The sequence below is a fragment of the Mesorhizobium sp. B2-3-14 genome (assembly GCF_006442175.1).
In the GTDB taxonomy this organism is placed as follows: Bacteria; Pseudomonadota; Alphaproteobacteria; order Rhizobiales; family Rhizobiaceae; genus Mesorhizobium; species Mesorhizobium australicum.
This window is the reverse complement of sequence record NZ_VFVP01000017.1, coordinates 21,348-44,316: the sequence shown is the minus strand read 5'-3', so window position 1 is coordinate 44,316 and position 22,969 is coordinate 21,348. Positions and strand designations below refer to the sequence as shown.

23 protein-coding genes are annotated in these 22,969 nt (G+C 61.8%); 5 read left to right on the top strand and 18 right to left on the bottom strand.

From position 1 onward, the window contains the following. Positions 1-22: 22 nt before the first annotated feature. The 13 genes from FJ950_RS28305 to FJ950_RS28245 are packed head-to-tail and all read right to left on the bottom strand — an operon-like array spanning position 23 to position 12,715. A complete protein-coding gene (locus tag FJ950_RS28305; RefSeq protein ID WP_140620406.1) occupies positions 23-1,975 on the bottom strand; it encodes a type IV secretory system conjugative DNA transfer family protein in 1,953 nt (650 codons plus the stop codon). Then, on the bottom strand, positions 1,972-2,997 hold the full coding sequence (gene virB11, locus FJ950_RS28300) for a P-type DNA transfer ATPase VirB11 (protein ID WP_140620405.1): 1,026 nt from the start codon (positions 2,995-2,997) through the stop codon (positions 1,972-1,974). The genes FJ950_RS28305 and virB11 overlap by 4 nt, the downstream gene beginning before the upstream one ends. Continuing rightward, a complete protein-coding gene (virB10, locus tag FJ950_RS28295; protein ID WP_140620532.1) occupies positions 2,963-4,186 on the bottom strand; it encodes a type IV secretion system protein VirB10 in 1,224 nt (407 codons plus the stop codon). Before virB10 ends, virB11 begins: the two co-directional genes overlap by 35 nt. Continuing rightward, on the bottom strand, positions 4,186-4,998 hold the full coding sequence (locus tag FJ950_RS28290; RefSeq protein ID WP_140620530.1) for a TrbG/VirB9 family P-type conjugative transfer protein: 813 nt from the start codon (positions 4,996-4,998) through the stop codon (positions 4,186-4,188). The genes virB10 and FJ950_RS28290 overlap by 1 nt, the downstream gene beginning before the upstream one ends. Then, positions 4,998-5,693 (bottom strand): type IV secretion system protein, encoded by a 696-nt coding sequence (locus FJ950_RS28285; RefSeq protein ID WP_140620403.1) that lies wholly within the window; start codon positions 5,691-5,693, stop codon positions 4,998-5,000. The genes FJ950_RS28290 and FJ950_RS28285 overlap by 1 nt, the downstream gene beginning before the upstream one ends. 45 nt (positions 5,694-5,738) lie before the next feature. Beyond that, on the bottom strand, positions 5,739-6,740 hold the full coding sequence (locus FJ950_RS28280; RefSeq protein WP_140620401.1) for a type IV secretion system protein: 1,002 nt from the start codon (positions 6,738-6,740) through the stop codon (positions 5,739-5,741). A gap of 7 nt (positions 6,741-6,747) precedes the next feature. Further along, a complete protein-coding gene (locus FJ950_RS28275; protein ID WP_140620399.1) occupies positions 6,748-6,975 on the bottom strand; it encodes a hypothetical protein in 228 nt (75 codons plus the stop codon). Next, positions 6,972-7,667, bottom strand: coding sequence for a type IV secretion system protein (locus tag FJ950_RS28270; protein ID WP_140620397.1), 696 nt, complete (start codon positions 7,665-7,667; stop codon positions 6,972-6,974). Before FJ950_RS28270 ends, FJ950_RS28275 begins: the two co-directional genes overlap by 4 nt. Beyond that, positions 7,664-8,740: a lytic transglycosylase domain-containing protein gene (locus tag FJ950_RS28265; RefSeq protein WP_140620395.1), complete on the bottom strand. Its 1,077-nt coding sequence runs from the start codon at positions 8,738-8,740 to the stop codon at positions 7,664-7,666. The genes FJ950_RS28270 and FJ950_RS28265 overlap by 4 nt, the downstream gene beginning before the upstream one ends. Continuing rightward, entirely contained in the window at positions 8,737-11,151 is a 2,415-nt protein-coding gene (locus FJ950_RS28260) for a VirB4 family type IV secretion system protein (protein ID WP_140620393.1), read from the bottom strand. Before FJ950_RS28260 ends, FJ950_RS28265 begins: the two co-directional genes overlap by 4 nt. A gap of 2 nt (positions 11,152-11,153) precedes the next feature. Next, positions 11,154-11,453 carry a VirB3 family type IV secretion system protein gene (locus FJ950_RS28255; RefSeq protein ID WP_140620392.1) on the bottom strand — a complete coding sequence of 100 codons (300 nt, stop codon included), beginning with the start codon at positions 11,451-11,453 and terminating at the stop codon, positions 11,154-11,156. Between the two features lie 3 nt (positions 11,454-11,456). Further along, positions 11,457-11,795 carry a TrbC/VirB2 family protein gene (locus tag FJ950_RS28250; protein ID WP_140620390.1) on the bottom strand — a complete coding sequence of 113 codons (339 nt, stop codon included), beginning with the start codon at positions 11,793-11,795 and terminating at the stop codon, positions 11,457-11,459. Between the two features lie 11 nt (positions 11,796-11,806). Then, positions 11,807-12,715 (bottom strand): lytic transglycosylase domain-containing protein, encoded by a 909-nt coding sequence (locus tag FJ950_RS28245; RefSeq protein ID WP_140620388.1) that lies wholly within the window; start codon positions 12,713-12,715, stop codon positions 11,807-11,809. Between the two features lie 148 nt (positions 12,716-12,863). Here FJ950_RS28245 and FJ950_RS28240 point away from each other — a divergent pair, with 148 nt between their 5' ends. The 3 genes from FJ950_RS28240 (at position 12,864) to FJ950_RS28230 (ending at position 14,712) form a co-directional block, all read left to right on the top strand. After that, entirely contained in the window at positions 12,864-13,478 is a 615-nt protein-coding gene (locus FJ950_RS28240) for a hypothetical protein (protein WP_140620386.1), read from the top strand. Further along, positions 13,475-14,008: a thermonuclease family protein gene (locus FJ950_RS28235; RefSeq protein WP_140620385.1), complete on the top strand. Its 534-nt coding sequence runs from the start codon at positions 13,475-13,477 to the stop codon at positions 14,006-14,008. The genes FJ950_RS28240 and FJ950_RS28235 overlap by 4 nt, the downstream gene beginning before the upstream one ends. Before the next feature lie 164 nt (positions 14,009-14,172). Further along, on the top strand, positions 14,173-14,712 hold the full coding sequence (locus FJ950_RS28230) for a thermonuclease family protein (protein WP_224643157.1): 540 nt from the start codon (positions 14,173-14,175) through the stop codon (positions 14,710-14,712). Positions 14,713-14,833: 121 nt separating this feature from the next. Here FJ950_RS28230 and FJ950_RS28225 read toward each other — a convergent pair whose 3' ends face one another. Next, positions 14,834-15,328 (bottom strand): hypothetical protein, encoded by a 495-nt coding sequence (locus FJ950_RS28225; RefSeq protein ID WP_140620381.1) that lies wholly within the window; start codon positions 15,326-15,328, stop codon positions 14,834-14,836. 291 nt (positions 15,329-15,619) lie between these two features. Beyond that, positions 15,620-15,844 carry a hypothetical protein gene (locus FJ950_RS28220; protein WP_224682167.1) on the bottom strand — a complete coding sequence of 75 codons (225 nt, stop codon included), beginning with the start codon at positions 15,842-15,844 and terminating at the stop codon, positions 15,620-15,622. 237 nt (positions 15,845-16,081) lie between these two features. On the opposite strand from FJ950_RS28220, the gene FJ950_RS29990 reads away from it, so the two are divergent. Together FJ950_RS29990 and FJ950_RS28210 are read left to right on the top strand one after the other, a co-directional pair. Then, complete coding sequence (locus tag FJ950_RS29990) at positions 16,082-16,477, top strand: hypothetical protein (protein ID WP_246677772.1); 396 nt, start codon at positions 16,082-16,084, stop codon at positions 16,475-16,477. 527 nt (positions 16,478-17,004) lie between these two features. Further along, entirely contained in the window at positions 17,005-17,271 is a 267-nt protein-coding gene (locus tag FJ950_RS28210) for a hypothetical protein (protein ID WP_140620377.1), read from the top strand. A 181-nt stretch (positions 17,272-17,452) separates the two neighbouring features. Here FJ950_RS28210 and FJ950_RS28205 read toward each other — a convergent pair whose 3' ends face one another. The 3 genes from FJ950_RS28205 to FJ950_RS28195 all read right to left on the bottom strand — a co-directional run bounded on the left by FJ950_RS28205 (position 17,453) and on the right by FJ950_RS28195 (position 22,940). Next, positions 17,453-17,923, bottom strand: coding sequence for a hypothetical protein (locus tag FJ950_RS28205; protein ID WP_140620375.1), 471 nt, complete (start codon positions 17,921-17,923; stop codon positions 17,453-17,455). 290 nt (positions 17,924-18,213) lie between these two features. Beyond that, positions 18,214-21,684 (bottom strand): AAA family ATPase, encoded by a 3,471-nt coding sequence (locus FJ950_RS28200; protein ID WP_140620373.1) that lies wholly within the window; start codon positions 21,682-21,684, stop codon positions 18,214-18,216. Then, positions 21,681-22,940 carry a DNA repair exonuclease gene (locus tag FJ950_RS28195; RefSeq protein WP_140620371.1) on the bottom strand — a complete coding sequence of 420 codons (1,260 nt, stop codon included), beginning with the start codon at positions 22,938-22,940 and terminating at the stop codon, positions 21,681-21,683. The genes FJ950_RS28200 and FJ950_RS28195 overlap by 4 nt, the downstream gene beginning before the upstream one ends. Positions 22,941-22,969: the final 29 nt, after the last annotated feature.

The window sequence follows — 22,969 nt, the reverse complement described above, 5'->3', positions numbered from 1 at the left end:
ACCACCCCGGATGGATAACAAGTTAGCTCGTGCCGAAAGTTGACGGGCCCTGACTGCATGCATCGTCTTCCTGCCCGGTCGGATCGTCAGGCACGATCTCATCAAAAATCGCGGACCAATTCCGCTTTGCCTTGCCGCTGGATCTCTCGGATACCGTGGTGGTCAGTTGTTTCAGTTTTCGAGCTGCAGCAACAAAGCGCGCCTCTATCGCAGCTCCGGAGGGAGGCGTAGGCGGATGAGCTGTGCCGAATGCTGCAATGCGGCGATCTTCGGACGCGCCCGACTGGGAATAGGCGTCTGTGAGCGCGGGTATCGCAGCCCGCGGCAGCAGCTCCGTCGCTGGTACATCGGGGGTATTGGATCGCGAGAACCGCTCCATTGCCTTGAATGGAGAAGTCGCAAAAAAGCGCAACTTGTCTGCCAAAACAGGCGCCTGCCCTTCTACGAGGATGACCATCTTGTCGGCGGGCATTTGCCTGACCTCCTGAGGCATCATCAGATCGCGTTCGCGCACCTGTTCGACTTTGGTGCGGCGATGCAGCCCCATCAGTTCGATCGTTCTCGACTCCGTCCTGTAACGCACTGTCTTCTTGCCCAGTCCCCTTGAAACGCTCTCGGCCGTGACCTGGTCGTTTGCGCCAAGCACTAGCTGATATCCGCAATTGCCCATAAGCGAATGGCGGGCGGTTTCGCCGTAGATCTCATCCAAGTTTTTGAGGTCTTGGATGATGAAGGCCATTTTTATGTTGTAGCCGGCCACATAGGGCAGTTTGCTGGTGATCTCGGAGACTTTTCTCAGCTGCCGAAACTCGTCCAGCAGGAAGTAGATGGGCAGCGAATTCTGGTCCTGGGTGAGCAGCAGCGTGTCCAGCGACTGTTGGACAAAAAGCGATAGCAGCGGTTTCAGCATCGCCACGTCGGTGATGTTGGGCGCCAGGTATATCGAGATCGGTCGATGCTTCAGCGCACGAAGATCCATGTCGGTGACCTCGGTGGCTGCGACCACGCGCTCGTTGCGAAAGGGACGCAGGGCCTTCTGCACGTCGAGCAGCGCGGACGCAGCGGCGCGCTCCGACAGCGCGATATAGGCGTTGAAGCTTTCGAGCGTAAAGCGCGACAGGTTCGGCTCCTTTTCTTTGATGAGGCTCATCAGGGCCTGCAGATCGACGCCGCTGTTGAAGAATGAAATCACCTCGCCAAGATTGCGGCGGCCGCGATAGGAGTCGCTCTCGTTCACGTAGCTGATAGCCCCAGCCAGCACCAGCTGCGCGGTGGCCTGCCAGATCGCGTTCTCGGAATCGGCACTCTCGGGGACGAGAATGCTTGCTATGTTCAGAATGTCCGTTGTGCGATCGCCCCGGTCGGGCCTGATGAAGTCGAGCGGATTGTAACGATGTGTTCTTTCGCTGCCCGGCGCGAACAGGAAGACCTGGTTTCCGGTTGCCTTGCGATACCCGGCCGTTGAGCGGAAGATTTCGCCTTTCAGGTCGGTAACGATCATCGACCCTTGATGAGTGAGTGCGTTCGGGATGACGTAGGAGGTCCCCTTGCCCGAGCGCGTCGGACCGATGACCAGGTGATGGCGCTCGTCTTGGACGCGAAGGACATGGCGCCCGTAACGCCCCAGAATGTGTCCGTGGCGCCGGAACCATCTGCCATGCCGCAGCGAGGTCGTATTTTGGAAACGAGCATTGCCAAGCGGTTCGGAAGCACGCTTCAAACCGAGAGAGGCGATCGCACCGGCGATGAGGACCGACACGGCGGCTGCCCCCAGACTGGTCCGCTGCAACACGGCGTTGTGAGGGTAACGGGCAAGCTGCTGGAGCGCTGCGAACGGATTGGTTGTCGCGGTGACCTGCAAGATGCGGCCGTCGCCATACAACAACTGTAGCACCACCCCGTAGGCGAGCAGCCAGACGACAAAACCAATCGCGAGGCAGAAAACGAGATAGGCGATGCGGAACGTGCCGGTCATGATCGATCCATTCTTGAGAAATAGATCTCCGACACGCCACGACGTCCGCCCTCGCGCCTCAGCTGGACAACGATCGGAATGACGCTGCGAATGTAGGAAATAAGGTCGGCTTTCGAGTAAGCTGCCGACAGACCCGATTGCATCACCATCATGGCGAGCTGCTCATAGGCGCCGCGAGGCGTGTCGGCGTGGACTGTCGACATCGAGCCTGGATGGCCCGTGTTGACCGCACGCAGGAACGAGAACGCCTCACCTCCTCTCACTTCGCCCACGAACAGCCGGTCCGGGCGCATGCGCAACGAGGCCTCGAGCAGGTTCTGGATCGTCACACTCGCCGTGCCTTGGTCGCCTTTGGATGAAAGCAGGTGCACGGTGTTGCGCTGGGGAGGAAACAGCTCGCGAGTATCTTCCAGCGTGATCAGGCGTTCGCCCTCGTGGACGGCCTTGAGGCAGGCGTTCATGAATGTGGTCTTGCCGCTTGAGGTGCCACCACTGATTAGCATGGAGACGCGGCTGAAAATGGCGCTACGGACAAAGCCATAGGCGTCGTCCCTCCGCAAAAGCTCCGTCAAGCCGCGATCGGCATCGTTCATGCCGCTGATGCCAACGGATACCTTATTGAAGGCGCCAGCGTCGCGATAATCCTCAAGCGTGAACTCGCCAACGACTTGCTTTCGGATCGAAACCGCGCCCCCCTCGGGCGCTGCCGGCGGCAGCACGAATTGTATGCGCTCCCCAGTTGGAAGGGCTGCGCTGAGGATCGGGTTTGCGGGACCAATGAACTGATTGGTGGCGGCCGCGACCCTTTCGCCCATATGGACGATTTCGGAGGCTGTCAGCTTTGGAATGTGATGGTATTCCATGTGACCGGCACCAAGGCGCTCGACATAGACATGGCCAGGTTTGTTGATCGAGATCTCGACAATCTGTGGATCTGTCAGCAGCGGCCTGAGCGGTTCGAGAGACCGGTGAAGGAAATAGTGCCGGTCATTGTTGCCAGGCTCGATCGAAACCGCGCTCATGACGAATTTCCTCCAATGCCTCTGAAACCGGATCGTCGTAGACAGCGGAAAAGTCGAGGTCCTGGCGCACGAAGACGAAGATCCGCTCGCCTTGCGGCACGCTGATCGTCGGCGGGATTTTCAGGCTCTCGCCAAGCGCCTGGTTGGCCATGTCCGAGACCGTCTGAGCAATCGTCGAGCGTGCGTTATCCTCAGCGCGCCTTGCCTCGTCGCTGCCTGTCGCGGTCTGGCTGCCGTAGCCGGTCAGGTAACTGGCGCCGCCGCCGACGATCGAAAGCAGGATGGCCGCGCCGAAGCGCTCCCGAAACTTGGTGTCGACCCGGCCGGTAAGCCCGGAGCGGCCAAGACTGTCGGCGCCGATCGAGTTCAAGCGGACGCTGACACCGTCATCGCGAAGCAATCGTGTCCAGATCACGAAGATGCGCTTCTGGCCGCGGGTGATTTCGGACTGGTATTCACCTATCAGCCGCGTGCCTGTCGGGATCAGTACACGACGGCCGTCGAATGAATAGACGTCCTCGGCGACGATGGCGCGGATCTGACCGGGAAGGTCGCTGACAACCGCGGTCTCGAGAATGCCGGGAAGGAGCGTGCCTTCCGCAATCAGTGCATCGACCCGGGCGATCTTCCTGGCCCGTGCCGAGCGATCGCCGATGTTGGCCGCTGCAGCGAGAAACTTGCTGTTACGGTCTTCGCCGGCAACGGCGCGCGGTTGCGCATCGCCGGCCGAGGCGCCTTGCTCGTCGCTGGTCGCCCCCTTTTCGTCGAAGACGATCATCTTGGAACGAAAGCGTTTGGGAAACTCATCGCCTGGGGCTGCCGGGGCGTCGGGAGCGGATAGAGGCGCTGCGGGCGGTGGCACATCGAAAGGCGTGACATTGGGACTCGGCACTGGCGGCGGTGGTGGCGGTGGCGGCAATTCGATCACTTCGGGCGCGGTGGGCTTCGCCGGCTGTTCTCGCTCACGCATGAACGAAGGCGGCCGAAAACTGGTGGTCGAGAACTCCTCGTCACCGGCTGGCACGTGGCCTTGCAACGGTTGACGCCCAGCCAAGGTAAAATAGCCCGCCACAAGCCCCAACAGGATCAGGACGGCACCACCGGCAAGCTGCTTGCGACGTACGGACCCGTCCGCAACAGCGGGGTCGTCATTGCCGGCCAAAGCCTCCAGTTCGGGACTTCGCTGGATCAATTTCCGCTCCTCCTGCGGACCGTTGCCATGTCGTCTCGCACTGGCGCCAGCGCGTCGGCATCGGGCGCGCCGAAATCGGGCTTTCGAAGATTGAAGATGCACAGCCACTGATTGCCGTCGCGCAACGTGTATTGGGCGGCGACACCGTCGACGACGATGTACTCGCCTTCCTTGCGGAAGTTCCTCAGCATCTCCGAGAAATCGGAATTGACGGCGAAGATCGCCGCGGCACGCCGGCCGAAACGGAAGAAAGTCTTTGTGCCGTCATCGAACACTAACGCCGGCTTCAGACCCGCATCGCCGGAAAATGAATAGTCGATGTTGACATTGGCCTTGTCGATCGCGGCGATGTTGGGCCAGGCCGCGCGCTGCTCAGCTTCGCTCCTCAGCGCCGCGTCGCGGTCCTTCTCCGGATAAGCGAAACGAATGCCGAACACCTGTCGGCCTCCTGCGGGAGCACTATCCTTCAGCTCCAGAAAGTAAATGCGCCTGCTGGTCACGACGTTCATGTTCGTCGTCACGTTCCTGGCGATCGGCTTGACGAAAAGGATGTTGCCCTGCTCAGCAGGAACGACCTGCCAACTTTCGCTGTCGCCGAGCGATATGGTCTGAAATTTCTCCTCCTCGTCGAAGACGATCATCGTCGATACGCCATAGCTTGCATGCACTTGGACGACGTTGTTCTCCTGATAGGTGACGCTGGTGATGCGCGCGTCCAGGCGACCGGCCTTCGGCGTCTGCGCGCCGAAGGCCACAGCGGTGAACTCGAAGAGGATCAGATAAGCGACCACGACCAGACCGCGTGCCATCATTCGGAACCGCCCGGTGTCACCGTTTCCTGGTCGCGGCGGTAGCTGTAGACCTGGAAGCCGAGCGGATTTTCGAAGCGCCATTCGTTCTTGAGCGGGCTCTCGGTGTAGCGGAATCTCACCACCGAGATCCAATGCCTGTGAATGGCTTCCGTCTCGCTCTTTTCTGTGGTCGAGAAGCGCACGATCGCCGTACTGGCGTTTGGGAAGGTGACGGACTTGATATCGACAAGCACCCGCTTCAGCCGGCCATAGATCTTCGCCGGATTTTGCGCGTTGGCGGCGCTGAACTGCATCTGCAGGTCGCGGGCCGCCTCGTCGGTCGACAAAAGCGCCGCGATCCCGAAATATTCGTCGATGGCAAAAGGATCATATCCCTCGCGGTTGCGGATGTAGCGAACGACATTGGCCTGGGTGACAGCCTCCTGACCGGTGAGATCAGAGGTCCTCGTCAATCCCGACTTGACCTCGATATAGCCGGTGTTCCTGTCGACCTCGACCACATAGGGCTCGAAGCTCTTCAGCGGCACCATCAGCACCAGCGCCAACAGGGCAAGGGCCGCGATCGAGGCAAATAGCAGCGTGAAAAACCAGGCGATGCGGCTGGAGCGCATGGCGCGCTTGAAGATCTCGTGCTCCCAGACGTCACCGTCCTGGAAGTAGGATCTCAGCTTTTCGTCGAGGGGTTCTGCCATTGGACGTTGCGGAGCGTTGGAGGACAATTCTGTTGCGTTTTGGTGTTACCGCGTCTGTGCATTGGCGGTGATGGCGCGCTGCATGGCCTCGCGCGACGGCGTTTGAGGGCTGCGCAATCGGGCCTGCACACGATTGATAGCGGCCTGCATCTGTGTGGCCGAGCCGGCAACAGCGGCGCGCCCCGAAAGGACGCCGCGGCCGGTAAGGGCTCGCGAACGCTGACCAACCGGCATCGCGAGCCCGCCGACAATGCCTTGCGCCAGCGACTGGATCTGCAAGAGAACGAAACTGCCGGCCAGGCACAACATCACCAAGGCTGCAAGGTCGCTGAGCTTCAGCTCGCGATTGCCCGAGATCTGGTTGATCTTGGTCAGTTCCGGCGCCATCGCCGCGATCAGGAAGGCGGCGATCACGTAGACGAACAACGGGATCAGTGCGTAGAGCAGCGACTGGTTCAACCATCCCATCGCGTAGTTGCGCGTCACATCAAAGAACATGCAGGCGATGAAGATCGGCGCGGTGCCAAGCAGAACCCACAGGATCACCTTGGCCAGGACCAGGATGCCCAGCGCCACGGAGACGAACAGCCCGGCAAAGGCCATGATGATCATGCCGATCAAGGCCGGCAGCACGGAGAAATAGCCGGCCTGCTCGGCAAATGTGGACGCTGCCAGATTGGCGGTCTGCCAGATCTCCGAGAGGCCGTTGCTGGGTTCCGTCACCCCTGTGCCCGATGCGGCCAGTATTGCCCGCCCCGCCGCCTCCGGGACTTTTGTGATCCAGGCATAGACGAGAGCCTGGAAGTGCGACCAGGTGCTGACCAGAACGAGGATCACCATGACGCGGGCGACGCGGCCCACGATCTCGGCAGCGCTGAGCCTCGACGTTCCCAGCACCAATTGCACTCCGTAGAAGAGCACGACCAGCATGAACAGCAGCCGAAGCAGTGGCTCGATGTCCCTGCTCAGAACCTCGAACGCACGCTCGGAGAAATTCTCGCCCGAAGCATCGATGCGCTGCAGCAGTTCGCCGATGAAATTATCCACGTCAGCCCTATTCCGTTCGAGAGGGAAAATCGCCGCCGATCATTGCCCATGCCGCCGCTCTGTCGGGGTTGACCGGCCGCATCGGCCCGCACTCAAGGTGGGTGGCTTGTGCCGCGTAGCTCATCACGGCGGCCGGCCGTTTGCAGGGCGCGGATTTTTCCTTGGGCGTGGCGCACCCGGCAAGCAGCAGCGCCACGACGCTAAGCGCGATCGGTTCGTGCCGGCCTCGTGTCATTCGTAGGTCAGCGCCTTCTTGGTGTTTGAAATATCAGTTAACCTGCGCTGGTTCTCCGCCTGCAGCGCCTGGACGGCACCATTCATGACGCCGATCATCTCGTTCAGGGTCAGTCCGGTCTGCACCTGCAATTGTGTGTTCTGGTCAATCGAGCCTTTGATGTCCTGAGCCTGGCCGATCCCCTGCCCGGCTCGCTCAAGCGCGGCACGCCGCGTTGCGACAGCCTGTCGCGAGCCAGTGATCAGAGCCGACACGCCGAGCACCGTCTTGACCATCTCCTCGTACGATTTGTCGCTCGCCAGAGAACTTTGCTGTTTGCCAGAAAGCGATTTCACCAGTTGCATGCCGTTGATGAAGGTCGTCGCGGCCTTGGCGATCTCCGGACCCATGGAGCCAAAATCCGGAACGCCATTTTGAAGCACGCTGTCGAAGGAAGGCACCGAGGAGACGCTGAAACCATTGCCGATCGCCAAGTCCTTGAGCGAGCCGACGTCGCTGCCGCGGTTGCCGGTAACTGCCTGCAGGGTCTTTTCGACGGTGGTCAGAATATCCCTGTTGGTGTCCAGGATTCTCGCGGCCTTGTCGGCGGTGTCCTTGGCGACGGCATAGTTCGTCCTGTCGATCACCGGAATGTCGGCTTTGGCCGAGGTGACCATCACGGTCGCGGCGACCAGCACAAGAGCACGTTTCATTGGAGACCTCCTTGTTGCGGGTTGAAGAACAGCTCGACCTCTTGCTCGAGCTCGTGGACGCAGGCTTGCGCTTGCCGGCTCCAGACCAGACCGACGCGCGCATCGCAAAATCCGCCTGTCGGCGGCTGGTCGTCGGGCTTCGGACGGCCACCCGAACGGCTGGCGCCTGAAAGGTCGCTCAGCGTCACCGCGTTGCTCGAGTTGACCAGGTCTGCGAAACTGGCGCCCAGTTGGATCAGCCGGTTGAGCATTTCGACATTGGCGTTGCGGGCGCCTGAATTCTTGTCCCAGCTGTCTTGAACCGTGCCGGTGGCAGCCGAGCCGAATTGCTCAAACCAGGACGCCACATCGTTTGAGCCGTCGCCGACCGCACTGGTCAGTCCCATGGCGTCCAGCGTTGCGGTACGCATGCCCTGGAAGGCGGCACCCGTTCCGCCATAGTTCAATGGAATGCCCGACTTGTCCGAGCCGCCAAAGGCCGGCAGCCACTTTTGCGTTATCGCCGCGACATAGCCCTGCGTTTCTCTGAAGGGCGGGATGCCGCCGTACTTTTCGACGCTGCCGGCACCTGCATTGTATGCGGCCAGTGCAAGCGAGGCGTTTCCGTTGAAGCGTTCGAGCTGCTGCTTAAAGTAACGCGCGCCGCCACGCAGATTCTGCTCGACGCTGTTTGCGTCAACGCCAAGCTCCGCCGCCGTTCCCGGCATCAGCTGCGCCAGCCCGATGGCGCCAGCGCTCGATCTTGCACAGGGGTTAAACCTGCTCTCCTGGTAGACCAGGGCCAGAAACTGGTTCTCGTCGACGCCCTCCTCGCGGGCCACCCGCCGGACGAGGCCGGCGATGGTTGGGTTGACGTTGGCGGCGGCAACCGGATCGTCCTTGCGGCCCGGCCGATACATCGCGCATGTGATGCTTTGATCGACGCTGTAGCGATCGCGATCGGCCTTCTCGATTGCCGTGACATTGCCGTTGCGGTCCTTTCGCCTTTCGAGCACCGAGCCGTCGATGGTCACCACATCGGCTGCCGAGGGCGAGGCAAGAAGCAGCAAAAGCAGGGGGAGACGCCGGATCATGTCGATTGCCTCCAACCGCAGAATTCCGCCAGCCAGAGTGCCGGATCATCACCCAGTCGCGCCCGCAGGGCTGCGCATGCCTCGATCGTTTCCTTGCGGCCCGACAGCACTTTGAGGATGTCAGGCATGGTCGAGAGATCAAGTCGGGCAATGACGGAATCGTTGCCGTGCTTGATCAGGAACGTCCGCCGCTCCGGTGGCGTGTTCCTGACAAAGGCGAACTCCTTGGCCGTCAGCCCGAAGCGGCCGACATAGCTCTCCTCATCGGCGCGCGGATTTGGAAAGTGCAGGTTGGTGGAGGACTGCTCGATGAGGGTGTGCGATTGTGGTGCCTTGGCGATGTCGGCCGCCGACTGCGTGCCGAACCCGACGATCCCGTTCAGCTTGCGGATCGTCTTCATCTTGTCGACGATATAGCCGGAGAAGGTCTTGTCCTGCAGAAGCTTCCAGCCCTCGTCCATGAAGATCAGGACCGGATTGCCGGTGAGCAGCTCATCGAGGCGGTGGTAAAGGTACATCAGTGCAGGCGTGCGCACCTCGGCATTGTCCAACACATGCGTCATATCGAAACCGAAGATGCGGCTGCCGGAGAAGGACAGGACATCGCGCGGCGCATTGAACAACCAGGCCCTCTCCCCCTCGAACCATGGCCTGAGGCGTGATTGGAGGTCGTTGGCGTCGGAGCGCGATCGCCCCATCAGCAGAGCCGAGAGGTTGGCGAAGGTGCGCTGCTGCGCCGGCACCTGGCAAATGCGCGCGATCGCGCCTTCCAGCGTATGCTCTTCCTCCTGCGAGAAGCCGCGGCCGTCGGCGGGTTGCAGCATCGCCTTGACCAGCCGCAGCAGGAATTCGCGGTTGGCCGGCGTATTGTCCATCTGCAGCGGATTGAAGCCGGTGGCGACGCCGGGCTCCAGCACTTCATAGGTTCCACCGACGGCGCGAATGAAGATCTCGGCGCCGCGATCCTTGTCGAAGAAGACCGCACGCGGCTCTGGCGAGATGCGAAGCGCCTGCGCGAGCAGGAAGCTCAGCACCACGGTCTTGCCGGATCCGGTCGGCCCGGTGACCAGGAAGTGGCCGATGTCGCGCTGGTGGAAGTTGAACCAGTAGGGTGTCTGCGAGGTTGTCTCAAGCAGCGCGACCGGCAAGCCCCAGTGATTTCCCGTGGCCGTGCCGGTGGCGAAATTGTGCATCGACGAAAAGCCGGCGAAATTCGCGCTCGACAGCATGGAAGAACGGGCGATGTAGCTGTGGTTGCCTGGCAGCTGCGCCCAGAATGAGGCCTCCATATTGAGGTCTTCGCGCAGCCAGTTGATGTTCATGTCGGTGAGGCAGGCGCCGAGTTCCGAGACGGATTTGTCGACGCCGGCAAGGTCGTGCGCCAGACACAGGAGGCTGAAATGATGATAGCCGAACACGGCCTCCTGGTTGACGAGGCTGTTGAAGGCAGAATCGATGTCGGTCTCGACCGTGCTGCCGGCTTCGTCGGACGCCTGGATCTGCCGCTGCAATCTTGCGATCCGTTCTTGCGCGATCGGCTTGTCGGCGATGGTGAAAGATTGCGTCAGGATGAATTCGTGATTGAGCTGCAGCAGCCCGTCCAGCATGCCCGGTCCTGAAAAAGGCGGGTATTCCTTGATCGAGAGCATGGCGCCGAAGCGGTGGTCAGCCGTCGTCGGACCCTGCGCCTGTAGCGTCCTTTTGGAAAAGTGCAGCCGCGAGGTGCCGATATAGTTGCGGATCGCCATGCGCGGCAGCCGCATGGGGGCAGACGTCCCGCAGGTCAGAAGCGTGTTGAAGAACCCGCACGGCTCCGAATAGGGCTGGCCGTCGCGGTAGACGATGCCAAGCGGCCGGGCTCCATATTTCTGCAGGTCGCGTGCGACAGTGGAGACAATTTCCTCCAACTCGTTGATGCGCTCGAGCACCTGCTGTTTCTGGCTGTCCCTGTCACGCGTCCGGCTGAACACGGCAGAAAGGCTATCGGCTACGCCCAGCGCACCACGCATGCGGGAGCGAACGATGGTGAGGTACAGCTCGTTTGTGAACATGCGGCGCTGCTTGAGCTCGGCCATGTAGCGTGTGTTGAGGAGAGCGCAGAACGGATCCGAGAAAGAACCGCCGATCTCTGGAATGACTTGCCTGCGAATGACGGTCGACCACAGCGAAAACCTGCTCGAGCCTAGGGCCCGGATCATGGTGTTCTGCACGCTGGCCCGCATGTTGAGTTCGGCCTGGTCCTCGGTCTGGAAGAACAAGCCATCGAGCTTGATGACGCTGAGCAGCGCCCCGCTTTCTAGACCGATCACCGTGTTGGCGAGGTGGCGCATGTAGGGCACGTGCATGGCCATTGGTCTGTCGCGGCGCCGTTGGCGTCCGAAGCCCAGTTCTTCGGCGACAATGTTGAGCATGATCAGGGCCCGTAGGAATTGGTTTGCCAAAAGGTCCTGTTTGGCGTGCGCGGTGTGCGGCGCCCCGCGGTCTGGACCAGATCGAGGATGCGCACGTCACGGCTGCAGAGCGCGAACAGGGCGAGATAGGTGACAGGCGCGATTGCGGCTGCCCAGAAACTGCTGGTCACCAGGAACGCGATGAGCGTGATGCCGAGGATGAGGTAGAAGGCGCTGAGCGGGACTCCCCACATCATCGGCGGCCGGGTGAGCCCGATGACCAGCGGTGTCAGTTGCGGCCTGTCGTCAGAATGATCGCTCATGGCTCAGTTGCCGACAGCCGATATCATCTGGTCGACGATCGCCGGCGCGCCGAACACCAGCCCGATGCCGATCACCACGGCGCCCGCGGTGAACCAGGAGAGGCGTCCGGCGAAGGCCAGAAAGCCAAGCCCGATGACGGCGATGATGGCGAGCAGCCGTCCGAATGGGCCGGTTATGAAATCGACGATCATTTGCACCGCGGTTTCGAGCGGTGCAAATGCGCCGGAGGTCTGCGCCAACGCCGGCTCGGCAATGGCGCACAGCGATACGCCAAGGACCAGGGCGGTGCCTGCAATTCGAAATGCCCGTGTCCGTCGAGCGTTCGAGAGGGCTCGCTTCATGTCTTCCTCCGTCAAAATTGCAGGACGCCGCCGACCCACTGCCGCGGCTTGCCTTTAGAGTTCGCTCCGATGAGAGGAGGCGCCTTGCCGGTGTCGGCAGGATCAGCTGCTATGCCGCTGCCGGCCTGCCGCCTGAGCGGCGGCAGCTTCAGCTGCCGATTGATGACGTCGGCGACGAACCGGACCGTCTCCGGGAAGGGTGGCACGCCGTCATATTGAAGGATTCTCGCCTCGCCGGCGTTGTAGGCGGCGGCAACGATCAGCGGGTTGCGATAGGTGGCAAACAGATCCCGCAGCAGCCGCACGCCGCCGTCGATGTTTTCGGCCGGATCACAGATGTCGCTGACGCCGAAATGGGCTGCCGTCGACGGCATCAATTGCATCGGGCCACGCGCCCCTTTTGGAGAGTTCCGGCTGTGGTCGAGGCGGCTTTCAGACATCGCGACTGCAAGTGCGAAATCGCGATCGACGCCATACCTGGATGCAGCCTGCGCCACGAGCCGTGCGATCTCTTCCGAATTGAGGGGTGATGGCCCGCATTCAGCGTCGCCGGGAAGTCCGTTGTTAGCCGACGCGAAGTCAAATTGACTATGATCGATGGAGCGCGATGCGCTCGCCGTCTGCCCCGGCGGCGCCACATCCACGTCATTGCGCGTGGGGGCTTGGGTTTGACGAAGTCTGCCTTGGCCATCGAGCACATACTCTCCTGCCCTCTCCGCCCAGCGGCTATGGAAAACGCTGTCGATTATGCCGGCCTCTCCCGCGCTGACCGCCGAGACCGTTGAATTGCGCGGCGGCTGGCGCAGGTCGCGGTTTTCCGCCGCGCTGCTTGCGGAGTATGCCGACGGCCAACTCAGGAGGGCCGAACTCAGCAGCAGGAGCAGCCGCCGGTTTGCCAATATGAACAATGGAGAAACCATCGCAAGTTTCCACGCCGGTGGGTCGAAGTTTCGATAAATCGGTAGCTGACGGAAAAAAGAATGTCAAATCGATATTGTTTTTTGTTGCGCAAAGGATCCGTATTTGGCAAGCTGGATCGAAACGAGATGCTATTTGGGAGTGTCAAATATGAGAGCCAGCGTCGGCGGCAGCTTCGTCCTTTGCCTGGCGTCATTGGTGCCGGCCATCGCGGCCGAACCCGTCGATCAGGCCTACATCAGGTCACTCGCCGCGCCGGGAAAGACGGTCCTGGTCGTCGAATACTACGATGGCCAGGGAAGCATTGCCGAGCGCAAGGGCTTCGCTTCGACGAGCGGCTTCAAGGCCGTCTCGCCGATCGACTTCCGCGTCGATTCAAAAACCGTACTCCGCCTCTATGGCATCGAGCCCTGCGAGGGCGATCTGGTCAACCGCCGCGAGGATTTCTCCGGCACCTGCGCCGACTATGCCAGGAAGGGACTGGAGACGCTGTTGCAATCGCCAAAGGTGATCTTCTGCCGGGCCTTCGTCAGCGAGGCGAATGCGCCGCTTCAGGATGCGACCTGCTACGGCTACTACAATTACCCCGGCAGCCTCGACACGGTGGACATGTTCGAGGAGCAGCTGGTTTCGGTTGGTAGCCACCGGGTGGCAAGGAACCCTGACGGCACTGCGGTGCGCAAGGATCTCGCAGAAGCAGAAAAGATCGGTCGCGGCGGTTATGGCATGTGGGCCGATCCCAGGATGAAGGCGCAAGCGCAATGAGGACCGTTCGTATTCTCCTGGCCGGTGCGCTCGCCGCAGGCCCGGCAGGCGCCGCGCCGCCCGGATATTTCGACCTGCGACCGGGCGTGACGCTCGAGACTGGCGATAGTTGGGTCGAAGCCGGCACCAAGTATCGTCTATACGGCACCCAGGCGTGCCTTCGCGGAACTTTCTACACCGATGCCGCCGGCCGCCGTGCCGATTGTGGCGAGGCTTCGCTCGCGGTGTTCGGCGCCCTGATCGCCGACACCAGGCCTGAATGCGCCCCTGTGCTGAGGGTCGGCGACACCGTGCATGTTGCCTGTTTCGTCATGATCGAGGGCGATCGGCTTGATCTCGGCAATCTCATGATCACAAGCGGCTTTGCCTTCGCGGCCCTGCGTGCCGACGGATTGCCCTACCACGCCGGCTACGCCGTCGCCGAGCAGGCGGCGCGCGCCAGACACGCCGGGCTGTGGCAGTTCAAGGACGTCCAGCATCCGGCGATCCTGCTTGGTCAGGCTGCCGGCGCAAAAGCGTCGCGGCCATGACCGCGAGGCATTTGCTTTGGGCGCTGACCGCGCTGGCTTGCTCTTGCCTCCCCTCTCCTTCGCCCGGCGCCGATATCGCCAGAGCGGCTGGGAGCGGGCAAAGTGGTGAGCCTGCTTCCCTGACCGCTGGGCGATCTTCAAAGGCGATTGCGGGACGGGCCAGCGTGATCGACGGCCGCACCTTGTGGTTTCCTCGATCGGCTCAAAAAGTTCGCCTTGCCGGCATCGACAGTTGCGAATTGCCGCAATGGGCCTTCGATGCCAAGCGGCGCGGCGAAAGTGCTGTTCTGAAGCCGGTTCCGTGCGGGGCCTTGGCAAAAGCCTGGCTGAAGCGGATGGTCGGCGACAGACAAGTTGTCTGTCTCCTAGGCGAGTTCCCTGATCGCGACGGTGCCCTCAAAGGCAGGTGTGTCGCCGACGGGCACGACCTTGCCGTGGAGATGCTGCGCGTCGGCTGGGCGCGGGTGGAGACCGGCTCCCCGGTCCACTCGCACTATTTGAAATGGCAACGCTACGCCATGTCGGCGCGCTATGGAATGTGGTCTACATACGTCCTCGACATGGACGAGTGGCGCGCCAAGGCCATCGACAGTAGTTTGGCGCGAAGGCCAGTTGCAGATTCCAATCTAATCGCCGAGCGCAAATATGAGATCACGCCGCCTTTTGTGGACGCCAGAAGGCGCGCTTCCAGCTCGGTTCGGTAGCGCCGAGCCCTCGCAAGTTCGCAACAGCCAAAGTCGCCGCTCTAGATGTGACGCCCACCCACCGGGCACAGTCGAACGGCCACTGACGCGATGAGTACGGCCTCTGGATCACATCAGAGAGTCACGGGTCTTTTCTCCGCAGTAAATCAGCAATGCCCGACTGGAATTCCATGACACTGGCTTTGACTTCGTCGACCTCCGCAGGTCGCAAATGCGTCTTCCGCGCCAGGATTGCAGCAATCAGATAAAGAATTTTCTGCTCGGCCTCGCAGCTTTCAACAGGCTTGCGCTGGACCAGTCGGCGCCACGCAGATCGTTCAAGAGGCCGGCTTACGACCAGAGCCAGCCAGGCGGCAGCCGACAGCAGGCTGAAACGGCTGGCGCACCGTTTCCGGGAGAACCTCTCAACGGCGGCCACGAGGCGCCGGTGGCGTGCGATGCAACGTGCCATCCCGATGGCAGGATTCCCGATTTTGGCGCGGCCGACGTCCGAAGCGGTTGGCGAAACCCGCTCAACGCCCCTGAACGGGTCGCGCTGGGTGGCCGTGTTCCCACTGTGCTCTTGTCCCGTCATTCTTCCCGTCGACCTGAACAGATTGGCACCAGAAGCGATCATCGTGGCCGACATTCCTGTGAAATGAATTTCCTCGCATGCCGGCTTTGGATCTGCTCCGGCCGAAATCGGATGAAAGACATTCTTCCTCCGGGCTCGGCGTCGGTGAAGGATAGCGCAGTCACTCCCGGCGCTGTACTAAAGTTAGATGAAATGGCGTTAAGCGCCGGAAACATGTTGTTCGTGCATTAAGTATTCAGGCCTGTCCGCCACCTGTCTCGCCTCCAGTGAGGCGGCTCGGGGACGTTGCACATCGACTGTGTCGGAACGGGGACATTCGTTCTCAAACAGAGTTCAAGACTGGAGTCTGTTGCCCAGTTTTGAGAAGACCGTGCACCAGAAGCGATAGTCCTCCTCGCGCCCGTCGAAGTTCGCAGTCAGCGCGCACCATGCCGCGGCGGTCGCCGCGTCCGGGCCGTAGAGTTCGACCGCAGCCTCTACCGTCGCTGCTGGATCCGCCAATTCCCAGAGCGTCAATTCGCTGTAGCTGGCGGCGAAATCAGAGTGGATTTTTGGCATGCCAAAGGCCTCCCGCGGATCGGTCCGGCAGGGGCAGCGGTGCGCTGCGGGCCGGACGTTGGGGAACCCACCTGGAGTGAGCCACGATCCCGAGCGGTTACGCTCAGACACTCGCCGTGTCGTCCCTGGCCTTCTACAGCTTCACACGGTGATCGCGGAAACTGGCGCAGATGCAATTGTTGCAGAGCCTTCCTATAAAGACAACCGGTCTGCGCGCGCTGACTTGTGACTGCCCTATTGGCGACCAGCGACAAGACTGGGCTTTGCCTGGCGATGCGATTGCGAGGCGTGGAAAAGGCCTTAGCCGATCGCACAATTCGCGAGGCGCTCGACAGCTTGCGCCATCTGAGATTCGAAGCGCTCTCTCATCCCAAGAGCCTGGTTAGCTTTCCGCGTGGACTGAAGCGCCTCGTCACGCGCTTGCTCATCGCTGAGCAGCCGATCGATTGCCGCGGCGAATTCAAAAGCATCGGATGTCGGCTTCGGCGCAGGGGCTGGAAATCCGGAGGAAGCCCACGAAAGCCAAGTGGCGACGCGACGATCGGACGCCCGGCGGCGAGAGCTTCCAGCGCCTTGATTGCGATCCCCACGCCGGCAATGATCGGCATGGCGACAAGACGCGCCGATGCATAATGAGGCCAGGTTCTTAACGACGCCAAGTTATTGAACCTGGTCGTGCAGGAGGCCCCTCCCGCTGCGCCATCGTATGCTCGACGGCCGCAAGGCCAGGGGCTGAACCGGGTTGCCAACAAGGCGCCGCAAAGAACTGCAAAGGGCCGACAAGCACGGCTGAGGCGATTTAGGATCAGGCCTGAGGACATCACATTCCCGCTGAGGTCCCTTGTGATCGGACTTAAGTCTGAATCGACAGACGAAAAGGTCCCACTCTCGAAAGCGCCTGGAACCAGCCTCGCTTGGGAATGTTGTCGCTACGAAGGCGGGAGATTCCAACTGAACAGCAGTATTGACTGAGGCGGCGGTTGCTCGCCCCCGTCTCTATCACCGCATTCAGCGTCAAGTGTGGGCACGATCTCGTTGATAACGAGGGTGATGTAGTTAATTATTTACGCAAGGAAACGACATGAACAGATTGATTTGGATCATCGGAGCGGTAGTCGTGGTCATCGCAATCCTGAGCTTTCTTGGTCTGCGATAACGCGATGATCGTCCAGCAGGCCACCTCCCCGGCAGAGAACGACATTCCGAAGCTCAAAGCTGGACAGCCAGCGAGGCGGAGGGCTGTCGAGTCCTCCGAAGGCGGTCGGCCCGGCCTTCCTATTCCATCCGAAGAAAAGCGTTTTCGGGTCATGCTCCTGTCCCGGGAAACCGGCATCGACACCGAGCAAGCGCGGGTCCTTGTCGATAGAATCGAAATGGATGGAGCCGCGCTATTCGATGCTGCTTGGCAAACCAAGCGATTGGACTAGAGATTGAAGCTGAAGAGCAGCCCCAACCTCCCACATGGGTCTCGTGTGCCGCCAATGGCCGTCCGGTGAAGGCTCCCTCGGAAGGCAAGCCTTATGGGCCTTGCTGGCTCCGGGTGGCCGCCACCAAGCGTCATCGGCCGTCACCGTGCGCTTCACGCCGGATAGCGACGAGAATGACTAATCATTGCTTGGTCAACACGCCGGTATAGGTCTTACCGGCAAGCGCGAATGTTTCGGCCAGGGTTCCATCGGGCAGCATCTGAAAACTGACGTCCGCGCCATTCGGAAGACGGCCAAGCCTCAACGCATTCCCTACGATCTTTCCTGTGCCGGCAGCCTCACCTGGATTGTTATCGTCCAGGACGCCCCATGCGTAGTTGACGGTCACCTTCCCGTTTGAGGAAACGGACTGAACATCGAGCCTTCCTTCAGATGTGCTCTCCAACATGCCAACCCAACTGCCCGAAAAGGCGGCATACTTTGCCGGCACGTCCTTTCCAGGAGGAGTGATTGTCGGCGATTGAACCATCGTTGCCGCAGGCAGAACAGCCGGACTCGATGCTGGTTCAACAGCGACGGATTGCCGAACTTCTTGAGGTGATTGGCATGCGGCCAAGGCAAGTGCCGCGAAGACCAGCATAAGATTCCGCATCTCGTTCTCCCCGTATTGCTGGTGAAGGAGGGCAATGAAACACCTGTCCGCTTCAACCCAATCTTGCGTGCCTCGGCCCTGACCTCAAGCTCAATGAGAGCCATCGCCCATAGCAGACTATCTGGAAGCTCGCCGATGGGCCGAAGTTCCATGTCTCACTCATGCCGAACCGATGCAACACCGCCGAGCTTATTGGTCTCTGTGTTGCCCTTAGCTAAGCAGATCTCGGCCGAGCCGTGGTGCAAGCCACAACATCGCAGGCACAAGTCCGCCTTTGGCACAGGTCGATGCTATCCGAGTTCGTGGATCATCACGCCCGGCACCACCGTCTTGGCTATCTCGCACAGATGCTGGTGGTGTGTGAGGTAGATCACCTGGCCGGCATCCGCCATTTGACCAAACAACCTGAAAACCTCCTCTGAGCGGACGTGGTCGAACGTCTCCATGATGTCGTCGGCGATGAAGGGGACCGAGGGGCGAAACTGCGCGAATTCGTAATAGCCGGCAAGCCTGAGCGCCAGGTAGAGCTGAAAACGGGCGCCCTTCGAAAGCGCCTCGGTCACTTTCGACTGCCCGTCGCTTTGCAAGGCGATTAGGACTTCGCCACCTTTCACCGGTTGGGTCGTCAGCCCCGAGTAGCGCCCGCGCGTCATCAGCGCGAATGCATCGGAAGCCCGCGCCATCATCCCGGAGCGATGGCGCTCGCGGTAGGCGCGCAAGGCATTTCCGGCGGACATCACGCCCAGCTTCAATTCGATGTAGCGGACCGCCCTGTCTTCTATTTCCAGCAGGATCGTGCGTCGTTCGGCGTCTATTCGGGCGACGGCGCTGTCGCCGCCAATGGCATCGAGCTTGTCGGCGGCACGCGTCTGCCGGATCAGCTGCTGCTGGATTGCTTCGTCAAGGAGCTGAATCCGTTGCTCCCCTTCCGCTTTCTCAATCGCTATGCCTCCGAAATCGAGCGCATCGAGGATCGAGCGCGCCTGCTCGAATGTCTGAACGCCGAGTTCGGCCGCCAGCTGGTCCTCCAGTTCGGTGACTGTCGCGTGTAGACGGTCCCGCTCACGCAACTGCTCGTCGCGTTCCACCACTTCGGCAAGCGTCGTAACGCCAAAGGCGCTCAGCACCTCGTTCTTGCGGCGCTCGTGTACCGAGATCTCGGCGTCAAGGAGCTCACGGCCGTCGAGGAGGCGCTGCAGATCCGCAGCGAGATTTGCTTTCGCCTCGCGCGCGCGATCGGCATCCGCCAAGCGCTCGCCCAGCCGGATCGCCAGCTGCTCGGCGTCTTCGCCATTTGCCGGCTCGCCGGCTTCAGTTGCTGCCGCGGCGCCCTCGACCACGAAATTATCCCGGTCGGCCTGCATCTTGTCGATGCGCAGTTGCATCGCGTCGCGTTCCTGAAGGTTCCTGGCCAGCTCAGTCAGCTGGTCGAGAACGGTGCCGACGCCCGTTGCGGACAGCCCGTTCTCAAGCCAGGTGCCTCTCAGTGCCTCGACAATGCCGGCCAGCCATTCTTCTTCACGGCGCTCGGCCACGCCAACTGCCCGGCGCCGGGTGGCCAGCTCTTCCTGTCTGGCGGCGACTGTCTTGAGCGCCTCGGCATGTCTGGCGTCCACCTTGCGTTGCCGGTCCAGAAACAACTCAGCAACGCCCATGATCGTCTCAAGACTGTCGCCAGGATCCGAACCAATGCCGACGCTCTCCAGCGCCGTGGCGAGGTCCAGCCTCAGCCGTGCCTCGTCTTCGCTCGCCCGGCCGACCTTCTTGGCGGCCAGTTCGATCTCCTGCCAGGCGGCGAGCGCATCAGCGCGAGCCGAAGTGCGACGCTCGATCAGTTCGATCAGGTCCTCGAGCGATGCCTCCACACGTTCTCCAAGCAGGCCGCTGGCTGCCGCGCGCATCTGCGACGATGCGGCGTTGACCTCCATGTCGACTCGCGCAAGCTTGTCGCCGATACGCGCGATATCGGCCGCGGCTTCCGCAAGGCCGTGCGTTATGGCTCGAATATCGGCGAGCGCGCCCGCGCCAGCCAGCCTGCCTGCATTGACGTCGTCGTCGCGTTCCAACGCCGCGGCGAAGGCGTCGGCTGTTTCGCCGCTCAGCGCCGCACGATGCCTTGTCCACGCTTCGTTGCGGCTACGCCGGCTGGCGGCGGCCACCTCATCGTCGGCGACATCGACCGAGGCGCGAAGCGCGCTTAGACGCGCCGCTAGCGTTTCGTGGTTGGCCTGGAGTTCGGCGAGACGTTCGGACAGGACGGCTTTGTTCTTACCAAGCTGCGCGGCAAGCGTTTTCCAGACGCCAACCTGTCTGGCGCTCGGAACGGCGATGCAGGCCAACGCCTGCGCGTCGCCAGACCACGCATGCAAACCGCCGAGGGCGCTCTCCCATTTGACCTCGCCAGCGTCCTGCGCCTCGCGTGCCGCCTTCATGTCACCGAGGTGGCCGCTCGCCCTCGCCTTCGCCAGGGCCGCGTTCAGCCTGGCCCTGGCCGGCTCGGGCACTGCCCGCTCCTCGCCAACGCGATCTTGCGCCGCCTGCAGCGCATCGAGGGCGGCTGTGGCCTCATCACGGGCAACGCGTGCAGCAGTGGCGATCCCGGACCGTTGCTCGACCATGGCGCGAACAGCCCCTATAGTAGCGGCCGGCAACAGCAGTGCGGTGGGATCGGTCTCTGAAGACCGTCCGAGCGCGGCAAGCGAGGCCGCAACCGCATTGTCGAGGATTTGCAGGTCTATCCTGCGATTGGGAAGGTCCAGGCCCGCCGAGACGTGGCGCACCTTGCTTTCCGCCAGGCCGCGGATGCGCTCGGAGATGCCGAGGATCGCCTCGTCGACATCGACCGCGGCAATCTTTGTTTTCAGTCGCTCGACCTCATCGATATTTGCCGACAGCCGCGTTCTCAGGCTGGCATCGTCATCGATCAGTCCGGCAGCACTGCCGGTCCAGGTCCGCGCCGGTGAAGCCATGTCGGGCAGCTCGGCCAGCCGGGCGGCCTTGCGTCGGACGTCGGCTAGGATCGGACCGACGCGCAGGTACTTGGCAATGGTGCCAACCCTGGCCGACAGCAGCGATCGCTCGGCGATGGTTCGATCATATTGTTGCGCCGCCTCACGACGTTCGGCCTCCAGGCTCTCATAGGCCGAGGCCAAAGTGTCGATCTGATCCCTGCTTGATTTCAGCTCGGCAAGACGCTTCTTGAGCAGCGCAAGCTCGGTACCATGCGCCTGTTTCCGGTATAGCCCATCGGCTTCGGCTTCGAGTGCGCTCAACGTGTCGCTGGCATGTCCAAGGCCGGCACTGGCGGTAAACAGCAGCTTGCCGAGATCGCCGCGCGACTCCAGGATCGACTTGCCGCCGGCTTCCAGGGTTTCGTCGTCCAGGGAAAACATGGTCTGATAAGCATCGCGCGACAGGCCGGCCAGGTGAGCCGATATCGCCATTTCGCTCACCGGTTGGCCAATGGCGTCCAAGAGCGAGTTGCTGCGCTGTTTGGTGCGTGTGAAGGCATGCTCCGTGCCAGCCAGCTCGAGCAACCCCCCGATGCGCATGGCGCTGTACTCGTGCAGGAAATTGTAGCGGCTGCGCTCCTCGATGCCGAACAGCAGATCCAGATAGCCCGACAGCGCCGTCGACTTGCCGGCCTCGTTGAGGCCGAACACGATATGGAGGTCAGGTCCCGATTCCGGCTTGGGTCCGAAATCGATCACCTTGTCGGTGAACTTTCCGTATCGGATGAGGTCAAGGCGCAGAAGCCTCATTGCGCGCCACCTGCCTTGAGACGGGCCGTGACCAGGTCGGCGCCGCCGGCCAGGGCCTTGTCGAGGAAGAGGTCCAGCCCGGCCTCGTCCTTTCCGGCGAAGTCGCGCCCTTCGGCAGGAAGGTCTGCAATCATCTTCTGCACGAACGCCCTCGCCTCGGCCCGGAAAGCCTGCGAGCCGGCATCGGCACGCATCGACTGAGCGAGCTCCAAAATCGGGTCCGCGCCCTCCTCGGCCGTTCCGGCCCCGATCGGAGCAACATCAAGCTCCAGCTTTTCAACCCATGTGTCGCCCACCTGTTCGGCTGCCTGCTCGGCCTCGGCGAGCAGCAGGTCCCGGTCGCGGATCAGCGCCCAGGACACAGGCGACGCGCCTGTCAGGCTGAGGCGGATAACGGCATGAGGCGACCTGACGGAAGCCCGAATGGTTTCGAGCGCCGAACGGACACGCCCGACGGCCTCAGGCCATTCGACCGTACCCGTCAGGTCGACTCTCGCGCGCTCGAATTGCGCCACACTGGTCAGCCTTTCCTCGATCTCGATCGAACGGTCGTCTCGTATGGTCACCAGGGTAATGGATTTTGCGCCGGCTTCGTTGATGTCCCTGCCCTGCGGTATTCCCGGCATCACCACAGTGCTTGTTCCGGGATGGACCTGACGCAGATGAATGTGGCCGAGCGCCCAGTAATCGAAACCGTGGCCGTGCAGGTCGGCGACACTGCATGGGGCGTAGACGTCGTGACCCGGCGACCCGGCCAGGCTGGTGTGCATGATGCCGACATTGACGGCCCCCTCGCGGGCGGCCGGATATCTGGGCAGCAGGCTTTCCGGCGCCTTGGCGTTGGCAAAGCTCAAGCCATGGAACATGACCTCGAGCCCGCCGGCTTTCTGCAGCACGGATTGGGGCCGACCGCCGAAGATCGTCACGGTGTCGGGGAACACCAGCTGTTTTGATATTCGCGACAGCGCATCATGATTGCCGCGGATCTTGTAAACTGTGATGCCGGCCTGATGCAGGCGCGCCATCTGCGACGCCAGGAAGCGCGCCGTTTTCATCGACGTCTGGTCGCCATCATAGAGATCGCCGGCGATAACCAGCGCATCGACATGCTCGGCAAGACAGAGATCCACTATCGAGACGAATGCCTGGCGGCTGGCGTCGCCGACGAGTTCGGCAAGCTCGGAGTTTCGCAACGCGAGCGAACGCAGCGGCGAATCGAGATGAATATCGGCGGTGTGTACGAATCGAAATGCCATGGGCGGTCTCCGACCATGGAAGATAAAGC